This is a genomic window from Pseudomonas sp. PNPG3 (assembly GCF_023093815.1).
In the GTDB taxonomy this organism is placed as follows: domain Bacteria; phylum Pseudomonadota; class Gammaproteobacteria; order Pseudomonadales; family Pseudomonadaceae; genus Aquipseudomonas; species Aquipseudomonas asiatica.
The window spans coordinates 18,281-27,635 of record NZ_JALLKV010000066.1; the positions used below are offsets into that span (position 1 = coordinate 18,281).

The following is a 9,355-nucleotide window of genomic DNA, read 5'->3' on the forward strand; positions in this document are numbered from 1 at the left end:
CACGGCTGCCGTTGTCGTTATAATCCCCGCCATTCCGTACACCCCCACAGGTTTCATGCTCTTGGACATCATCGACACCGCCGCCGCCGAGTCCGCGGCCGAAGGCTACTCCCGCATCGCCCTGGGCGTGGAATACAAAGGCGCGCGCTACCGTGGCTGGCAGCGCCAGGCCAGTGGCGTGCCCAGTGTCCAGCAGGCCCTGGAGCAGGCGCTGTCCAAGGTGGCCAACGAGCCCATCTCGGTAATCTGCGCCGGGCGCACCGACGCCGGTGTGCATGGCTGCGGGCAGATCGTGCACTTCGACACCCGCGCCGTGCGCGATGAGCGCGCCTGGACCATGGGCACCAACTTCAACCTGCCCCATGACATCAGCGTGGTCTGGGCGCGGCCGATGCCGGCCGACTTCCATGCCCGCTTCAAGGCCTGCGCCCGGCGTTACCGCTACGTCATCTACAACGACCCGATCCGCCCGGCCCACCTGGCCGAGGAAGTCACCTGGAACCACCGCCCGCTGGATGTCGAACGCATGGCCGAAGCCGCGCAGTACCTGCTTGGTACCCATGACTTCAGTGCCTTCCGCGCCAGCCAGTGCCAGGCCAAGTCGCCGATCAAGCACATCTACCATCTGCGCGTCACCCGCCATGGCCAGATGATCGTGCTGGACGTGCGCGCCACGGCTTTCCTGCACCACATGGTGCGTAACATTGCCGGTGTACTGATGACCATCGGTGCCGGAGAGCGCCCGGTCACCTGGGCGCGTGAGGTGCTGGAAGGGCGCAACCGCCGCGAAGGTGGGGTCACGGCGCACCCATACGGCCTCTACCTGGTACAGGTGGAGTACCCCGAGGAGTACGCGCTGCCCAAGCGTTACATCGGTCCACACTTTTTGACCGGTTACGAAGCATTGGCAGACTGACGGGCGAAAAGTCATTTGCTAACATCCGGCCTTTCACCGTAACAAGCAGGGTTCGCTGTCCATGAGCAATGTTCGCAGCAAGATCTGCGGGATTACCCGCATCGAAGACGCACTGGCCGCTGCCGAAGCGGGGGCCGATGCCATCGGCTTCGTCTTCTATGCCAAGAGCCCGCGCGCCGTGGACGTGCGCCAGGCGCGGGCGATCATTGCCGAGCTGCCGCCGTTCGTGACCACGGTCGGTTTGTTCGTCAATGCTTCGCGCTGCGAGCTGAACGAGATCCTCGAAGTGGTTCCGCTGGACCTGCTACAGTTCCACGGCGACGAAACCCCACAGGACTGCGAAGGCTACCACCGCCCCTGGATCAAGGCCCTGCGCGTACGCCCGGGCGACGACCTGGAGGCGGCCTGCCGGCTTTACGCTGGTGCCCGCGGCATTCTGCTGGACACCTACGTGCCGGGCGTACCCGGAGGCACCGGTGAAGCGTTCGACTGGTCGCTGGTGCCTGCGCGCCTGAGCAAGCCGATCATCCTGGCCGGCGGGCTGTCTGCCGACAATGTCGGCCAGGCCATCGCCCAGGTGCGGCCATACGCGGTGGATGTCAGTGGCGGCGTGGAGCAAGCCAAGGGCATCAAGGACGCGGCGAAGATCGAGGCCTTCATGCGTGCGGTGAAACAGGCGTGATGGCAGATGTGACGGCTGGCTGCGCGCCATCGTCCATAGCTTTCGCAGCCCTGCGGGGCAGCCGCCTGCGCCTGTGGCGGCAACACAACACATTAGCGGTGGGGTGGCGCGCTGGTAGTCCCGGCGGCCGGTCCATCATCGTTTCATAAAGATTTTGAGCTCAAGGGCAGGGTAGGGCCGGCGACACCGGACCACGCCTGCCAATACTGGAGAAAGAAAGCATGAGCAACTGGTTAGTCGACAAACTGATCCCTTCGATCATGCGTTCCGAGGTGAAGAAGAGCTCGGTGCCTGAAGGCCTGTGGCACAAATGCCCGGCCTGCGAGGCCGTGCTGTATCGTCCGGAGCTGGAAAAGACCCTGGATGTCTGCCCCAAGTGCAACCACCACATGCGCATCGGCGCACGTGCGCGCATCGACATCTTCCTCGACGCCGATGGCCGTGCCGAACTGGGCGCCGACCTGGAGCCGGTCGACCGCCTGAAGTTCCGTGATGGCAAGAAGTACAAGGACCGCCTGGCTGGCGCGCAGAAGCAAACCGGCGAGAAGGACGCCCTGATCTCCATGAGCGGCACCCTGATGGGCATGCCGATCGTGGTCAGCGCCTTCGAGTTCTCGTTCATGGGCGGCTCCATGGGTGCCATCGTCGGCGAGCGCTTCGTGCGCGCGGCCAACTATGCCCTGGAGCACCGCTGCCCGATGGTCTGCTTCTCCGCCTCGGGCGGTGCACGCATGCAGGAAGCGCTGATCTCGCTGATGCAGATGGCCAAGACCTCGGCCGTGCTGGCGCGCCTGCGCGAAGAAGGTATCCCGTTCATCTCGGTACTGACCGATCCTGTATACGGTGGTGTTTCCGCCAGCCTGGCCATGCTCGGTGACGTGATCGTCGGCGAGCCGAAGGCACTGATCGGCTTCGCCGGCCCGCGCGTGATCGAGCAGACCGTGCGCGAGAAGCTGCCGGAAGGCTTCCAGCGCAGTGAGTTCCTGCTGGAGCACGGCGCCATTGACCTGATCATCTCTCGTGGCGAGCTGCGCCCGCGTCTGGCCCGCCTGCTGGCGCAGATGACCGGCCAGGAAACCCCGGAGCAAGCGCGTGAGGCGGCTGCCGTCGCGTGATGAAACAACGATCCCTGGGCGAATGGCTCGCCTACCTCGAGCAGTTGCACCCCTCGGCCATCGACATGGGCCTGGAGCGGTCGCAGAAGGTGCTTGCCCGGCTGGCGCTGGGCAAGCTGGCGCCACGTGTGGTAACGGTGACCGGCACCAACGGCAAGGGCTCGACCTGTGCCTTCGTGGCCTCGCTGCTGCGTGCCCAGGGGTTGAAGGTTGGCGTGTACAGCTCGCCGCACCTGTTGCGTTACAACGAGCGGGTGCTGATCGATGGCCAAGAGGCCAGCGATGAGCGCCTGTGCGAAGCCTTCGCCGCCGTCGAGGCGGCGCGGGGCGAAATTTCCCTGACCTACTTCGAGATGGGCACTCTGGCCGCGTTCTGGTTGTTCTACCAGTCGCAGCTGGATACCGTGGTACTGGAAGTGGGGCTTGGTGGCCGCCTGGACACCGTGAACGTGGTGGATGCCGACCTGGCCCTGGTGACCAGCATCGGCGTCGATCATGTCGATTACCTGGGTGATACCCGCGAGCTGGTGGCCTTCGAGAAGGCAGGCATCTTCCGTCAGGGCAAGCCGGCACTGTGCGGTGACCTGGATCCGCCTCAGCCGCTGCTGGATAAGGCCGCCGAACTGGCTGCGCCGCTATTCCTGCGTGGTCGTGACTTCGACCTGGCCATTGCCGATGGCAGCTGGAACTGGCGGGGTACTGCGGCTGATGGAGCGCCGGTAGAGCTGCTTGGCCTGCCTTTGCTCGACCTGCCCATGGAAAACGCCACGCTGGCCCTGCAGGCCTACCTGCTGATGGGGCTGCCCTGGGACGCCGGGCAGATTCGCCAGGCGCTGCTGGATACCCGCATCACGGGTCGCCTCGACCGTCGTCAGCTGAGCTGGCAGGGCAAGCCGGTGGAACTGTTGCTGGATGTCGGGCACAACCCGCACGCCGCGGAATATCTGGCCCGGCGCCTGGCGGCCCGGCCGCTGAAGGGGCGCCGCCTGGCGGTGTTCGGCCTGCTCGCCGACAAGGACCTGGAAGGTGTTGTCGCGCCGCTGCAGGGGCTGGTCGACGACTGGGCAGTGGCGCCACTGGATACCCCGCGCAGCCGCCCGGCTGCGGAGCTGGCCACGGCCTTGACGAACGTCGGCGCCGCGGTGAAGTCTTATGCCAGCGTCGATGCTGCCCTTGAAGGGCAATGCGCGCAGGCAACGGCGGATGACCAGATCTTGCTGTTCGGTTCGTTTTTCTGTGTTGCCCAGGCACTGGAATGGCTGGAGCGGCACGCCCAGGAGGGTGGAGTAGATGGCAGTGCTGGATAAAGGGATGAAACAGCGCATGGTGGGTGCGTTGGTGCTGGTGGCGCTGGCGGTAATTTTCCTGCCGATGCTGTTCACCCGCGAGGACGAGATGCGTCAGGTGCGCGTCGATGCCCCGCAGGCGCCGGCCATGCCAAGCCTGCCGGAAGTGAAGGTGGAGCCGGTCGCGGTGCCGGAGCCGCAGGCCATTGCGCAAGAGCCGCAACAGCCACCGGTGGTGGTGGACGAGTCCACCGCGCCGGCGAGCACGCCCAGCCAGCCGATTACACCGTCACCGCAGACCCAGCCTCAAGTGCAGGTGCAGCCCCAGCCTCAGCCTGCCAAGCCGCAGGCGCCTGTGGCCAAGGTCGAGCCTCAGCCGGCAGCCAAGCCGGCCGCACCGGCGGCGCCATCGAAGATCGACGTCAATGGCCTGCCGGTCAGCTGGTCGATCCAGTTGGCCAGCCTGTCCAACCGTGCCGGGGCCGAAAAGCTGCAGCAAACCTTGCGTAGCCAGGGTTACAACGCCTATATCCGCTCGGCGGGTGGCATGAACCGGGTGTACGTGGGGCCGCTGATCGAGCGGGCCGAGGCCGAGCGCGTGCGCGACGCCATCAACCGCCAGAACAGCCTCAAGGGCTTCGTGGTGCGCTTCCAGCCTGAGCGCAGCTGATAACCCGGGGGGGCGGCTTTGCCGCTCATTCGCGGGTTCTTTATAGGTCTTGCAGCGGAGCGGTCCATGTGGAAGCGGCCTTGTGTCGCGAAAGGGCCGCGAAGCGGCCCCAAGATCTCAACGACACAGCCAGAATCGCCGGGACCGCTTTGCGGCCCTTTCGCGACACAAGGCCGCTCCCACAAAGATCGCGTAAGCCCGGGTAGCGCTAATCACCTGACATTCCGCTTACCCAAGCCCCCGCCGCTCTGTTAAAATGCGCCGCCTCAAACGTCTGCAGGCAGCACCGTGGCATTTACCTTGGTTGATTGGGCGATCATCGCGATCATCGCCGTCTCCACACTGATCAGTCTCAAGCGCGGCTTCGTCAAGGAAGCCTTGTCCTTGCTCATCTGGATCATTGCCGGTGCGGTTGCCTGGATGTTCGGCGGTTCGCTCTCGGTGTATCTTGAAAGCTACATCCAGACGCCGTCGATGCGCGTCATCGCCGGCTGCGCCATTCTTTTCGTCGCCACCTTGCTGGTGGGGGCCATGATCAACTTCCTCATCGGCGAGCTGATTCGCGTGACCGGGCTGTCCGGCACCGATCGTTTCCTGGGCATGGCCTTCGGCGCCGCGCGCGGGGCCTTGCTGGTGGTGGTGGCCATCGGGCTGATCAGCCTGGGGCCGGTTCAACAAGACACCTGGTGGCAGGAATCACGCCTGATACCACAATTTCTCTTGGTCGCCGACTGGTCGAAAAACCTGATCCTGGGTTTTACCGGCCAGTGGACACCTAGTGGGCTGATCGGCACTCCAGCTGATCTTCCGTTCAAGGAACAGTTGCTCGGGCCGGCAAAGCCCTGAGCACTATTCACTCAAGTTTCGTCAAAGTAGGGGTTGCGTCGCATGTGTGGCATCGTCGGTATCGTCGGTAAGTCGAACGTCAATCAGGCGCTGTATGACGCGCTTACGGTCCTCCAGCACCGCGGCCAGGACGCTGCCGGTATCGTGACCAGCCATGACGGCCGGTTGTTCCTGCGCAAGGATAATGGCCTGGTGCGCGACGTGTTCCAGCAGCGCCACATGCAGCGCCTGGTCGGCAGCATCGGTATCGGCCACGTGCGCTACCCGACGGCGGGCAGCTCGACCTCGGCCGAGGCGCAGCCGTTCTACGTCAACTCGCCGTATGGCATCACCCTGGCACACAACGGCAACCTGACCAACGTCGAGCAGCTGGCCAAGGAAATCTACGAGTCCGACCTGCGCCACGTCAACACCAACTCCGACTCGGAAGTACTGCTGAACGTGTTCGCCCATGAGCTGGCGGTGCGTGGCAAGCTGCAGCCGACCGAAGAAGACGTGTTCGCCGCGGTTTCCCACGTGCACAGCCGCTGCGTTGGCGGTTACGCCGTGGTGGCGATGATCACCGGCTACGGCATCGTCGGCTTCCGTGACCCCAACGGCATCCGCCCGGTGGTGTTCGGCCAGCGTCACACCGACGAAGGCGTGGAATACATGATCGCCTCGGAAAGCGTGGCCCTGGACGTGCTCGGCTTCACCCTGATCCGCGACCTGGCGCCGGGCGAAGCGGTGTACATCACCGAAGAAGGCCAGCTGTACACCAAGCAGTGCGCCGAAGCACCAAAACTGCAGCCGTGCATCTTCGAGCATGTCTACCTGGCCCGTCCGGACTCGATCATGGATGGCGTGTCGGTGTACAAGGCCCGTCTGCGCATGGGTGAAAAACTGGCCGACAAGATCATGCGCGAACGTCCCGAGCATGACATCGACGTGGTCATCCCGATCCCGGACACCAGCCGCACCGCGGCCCTGGAGCTGGCCAACCGTCTGGGCGTGAAGTTCCGCGAAGGTTTCGTCAAGAACCGCTACATCGGGCGTACCTTCATCATGCCAGGCCAGGCCGCGCGCAAGAAATCGGTACGCCAGAAGCTCAATGCCATCGAACTGGAGTTCCGCGGCAAGAACGTGATGCTGGTGGACGACTCGATCGTGCGCGGTACCACCTGCAAGCAGATCATCCAGATGGCCCGCGAAGCCGGCGCCAAGAACGTCTACTTCTGCTCCGCAGCTCCTGCGGTGCGCTACCCCAACGTCTACGGCATCGACATGCCGAGTGTTCACGAACTGATTGCCCACAACCGTACCACCGAACAGGTGGCCGAGTTGATTGGCGCCGACTGGCTGGTCTACCAGGACCTGCCGGACCTGATCGACTCGGTCGGTGGCGGCAAGATCAAGATCGATCAGTTCGATTGTGCGGTGTTCAACGGTGAGTATGTCACTGGTGATATCGACGAAGCCTACCTCGACCGCATCGAGCAGGCTCGTAACGACCTGGCCAAGGCCAAGAACCAGGCGGTCAGTGCGATCATCGACCTCTACAACAACTGATTTCGGGAGCGACGGCATGACGGATCAATGGGATGCCGGACGACTGGACAGTGACCTCGAGGGTGTCGGTTTCGACACCCTGGCGGTGCGCGCCGGTCAAAACCGTACACCGGAGGCCGAGCACAGCGAAGCGCTGTTCCTGACCTCCAGCTATGTGTTCCGCACGGCTGCCGATGCCGCCGCGCGCTTTGCTGGCGAAACGCCGGGCAACGTCTATTCGCGCTACACCAACCCGTCTGTGCGTGCCTTCGAGGAGCGCCTAGCGGCCATGGAAGGCGCCGAGCAGGCTGTGGGCACCTCCACCGGCATGGCGGCGATCCTCGCCGTGGTGATGTCGCTGTGCAGTGCCGGTGACCATGTGCTGGTTTCGCAGAGCGTGTTCGGCTCGACCATCAGCCTGTTCGAGAAGTACTTCAAGCGCTTTGGCGTGCAGGTGGACTACGTGCCACTGGTCGACCTCGCCGGCTGGGAAAAGGCCATCAAGGCCAATACCAAGCTGCTGATCGTCGAATCGCCGTCCAACCCGCTGGCAGAGCTGGTCGATATCACCGCGCTCAGCGAAATCGCCCATGCCCACGGCGCCATGCTGGTGGTGGACAACTGCTTCAGCACCCCGGCGCTGCAGCAGCCGCTGAAGCTGGGTGCCGACATCGTGTTCCACTCGGCCACCAAGTTCATCGACGGCCAGGGCCGCTGCATGGGTGGCGTGGTTGCCGGCCGTGCCGAGCAGATGAAAGAAGTGGTGGGCTTCCTGCGTACCGCAGGCCCCACCCTCAGCCCGTTCAACGCCTGGATCTTCACCAAGGGCCTGGAAACCCTGCGCCTGCGCATGCGTGCGCACTGCGAAAGCGCCCAGCTGCTGGCCGAATGGCTGGAGCAGCAGGAGGGCGTGGAGAAGGTGCATTACGCCGGCCTGCCGAGCCACCCGCAGCACGAACTGGCCAAGCGCCAGATGAGTGGCTTCGGTGCGGTGGTCAGCTTCGAGGTCAAGGGTGGCAAAGAAGGCGCCTGGCGCTTCATCGACGCTACCCGGGTGATTTCCATCACCACCAACCTGGGTGACAGCAAGACCACCATCGCCCACCCGGCCACCACCTCCCACGGTCGCCTGACGCCGCAGGAGCGTGAAGCCGCGGGTATCCGTGACAGCCTGATCCGGGTTGCCGTGGGCCTGGAAGATGTGGCCGACCTGCAGGCCGACCTGGCGCGCGGGTTGGCTGCACTGTGATTGAAATCCGCGGCGGTACGCCCGGCCATAACGGCCGGGTAGCCCTGGTGACCGGTGCCGCACGCGGCATCGGCCTGGGTATTGCCGCCTGGTTGATCTGCGAAGGCTGGCAGGTGGTGCTCAGCGACCTCGACCGCCAGCGCGGCGCAAAGGCGGCCAAGGCGCTGGGTGACAATGCCTGGTTCATCACCATGGACGTTGCCGACGAGGCCCAGGTCAGCGCCGGGGTGTCGGAGGTGCTGGGGCAGTTTGGTCGCCTGGACGCGCTGGTGTGCAATGCGGCCATCGCCAACCCGCACAACCAGACCCTGGAAAGCCTGAGCCTGGCGCAGTGGAACCGGGTGCTGGCGGTCAACCTCAACGGCCCGATGCTGCTGGCCAAGCATTGTGCGCCGTACCTGCGTGCGCACAATGGGGCGATCGTCAATCTCACCTCCACCCGGGCGCGGCAATCCGAACCCGATACCGAGGCCTACGCAGCGAGCAAGGGCGGGCTGGTGGCCTTGACCCATGCCTTGGCCATGAGCCTGGGCCCGGAGATTCGCGTCAATGCGGTGAGCCCGGGCTGGATCGATGCCCGTGATCCGTCGCAGCGCCGTGCCGAGCCGTTGACCGAGGCGGACCATGCCCAGCACCCGACGGGCAGGGTAGGGACGGTGGAAGACGTGGCGGCCATGGTTGCCTGGCTGTTGTCTCGGCAAGCGGCGTTCGTCACCGGCCAGGAGTTCGTGGTCGATGGCGGCATGACCCGCAAGATGATCTACACCTGAGCCTTGTGCATATCCTGTACCGGTCTCTTCGCGGGCACGCCCGCTCCCACAGGTGCAGCGCAGTTCTCAAGACCTGTGCGGTACCTGTGGGAGCGGGTTTACCCGCGAAGAGGCCGCCACAGGCAACCGCACCGCTTTTGCGCTTTTCTGAAAAAAATTCAATGGGGCTATTGACTTAGCTTCGCCACCTGCGTAAATTTCGCGGCCTCAGCGAAGCAAACGCAACAAGCAACATCGCGAGGGTGATTAGCTCAGCCGGGAGAGCATCTGCCTTACAAGCAGAGGGTCGGCGGT

At 64.4% G+C, this 9,355-nt stretch carries 9 protein-coding genes; all 9 read left to right on the forward strand.

Annotated elements, in window-relative coordinates; all coding sequences use genetic code 11:
- The first annotated feature begins 61 nt into the window (after positions 1-61).
- Positions 62-916: a tRNA pseudouridine(38-40) synthase TruA gene (gene truA, locus MJ643_RS27005; RefSeq protein ID WP_013971607.1), complete on the forward strand. Its 855-nt coding sequence runs from the start codon at positions 62-64 to the stop codon at positions 914-916.
- A 61-nt stretch (positions 917-977) separates the two neighbouring features.
- Positions 978-1,598, forward strand: a complete 621-nt coding sequence (locus tag MJ643_RS27010) for a phosphoribosylanthranilate isomerase (protein WP_013971608.1) — start codon at positions 978-980, stop codon at positions 1,596-1,598.
- A 221-nt stretch (positions 1,599-1,819) separates the two neighbouring features.
- Positions 1,820-2,713, forward strand: coding sequence for an acetyl-CoA carboxylase, carboxyltransferase subunit beta (gene accD / locus MJ643_RS27015; protein ID WP_013971609.1), 894 nt, complete (start codon positions 1,820-1,822; stop codon positions 2,711-2,713).
- Positions 2,713-4,020, forward strand: a complete 1,308-nt coding sequence (gene folC / locus MJ643_RS27020; RefSeq protein ID WP_038409134.1) for a bifunctional tetrahydrofolate synthase/dihydrofolate synthase — start codon at positions 2,713-2,715, stop codon at positions 4,018-4,020. Before accD ends, folC begins: the two co-directional genes overlap by 1 nt.
- Positions 4,004-4,669 carry an SPOR domain-containing protein gene (locus MJ643_RS27025; protein WP_013971611.1) on the forward strand — a complete coding sequence of 222 codons (666 nt, stop codon included), beginning with the start codon at positions 4,004-4,006 and terminating at the stop codon, positions 4,667-4,669. Before folC ends, MJ643_RS27025 begins: the two co-directional genes overlap by 17 nt.
- Before the next feature lie 288 nt (positions 4,670-4,957).
- Positions 4,958-5,515 carry a CvpA family protein gene (locus MJ643_RS27030; protein ID WP_013971612.1) on the forward strand — a complete coding sequence of 186 codons (558 nt, stop codon included), beginning with the start codon at positions 4,958-4,960 and terminating at the stop codon, positions 5,513-5,515.
- A 42-nt stretch (positions 5,516-5,557) separates the two neighbouring features.
- Complete coding sequence (gene purF / locus MJ643_RS27035; protein ID WP_013971613.1) at positions 5,558-7,063, forward strand: amidophosphoribosyltransferase; 1,506 nt, start codon at positions 5,558-5,560, stop codon at positions 7,061-7,063.
- A 16-nt stretch (positions 7,064-7,079) separates the two neighbouring features.
- Positions 7,080-8,291 (forward strand): O-succinylhomoserine sulfhydrylase, encoded by a 1,212-nt coding sequence (locus MJ643_RS27040; RefSeq protein ID WP_003258500.1) that lies wholly within the window; start codon positions 7,080-7,082, stop codon positions 8,289-8,291.
- Positions 8,288-9,061, forward strand: coding sequence for an SDR family oxidoreductase (locus MJ643_RS27045; protein ID WP_013971614.1), 774 nt, complete (start codon positions 8,288-8,290; stop codon positions 9,059-9,061). The genes MJ643_RS27040 and MJ643_RS27045 overlap by 4 nt, the downstream gene beginning before the upstream one ends.
- The last annotated feature ends 294 nt before the right edge of the window (positions 9,062-9,355 follow it).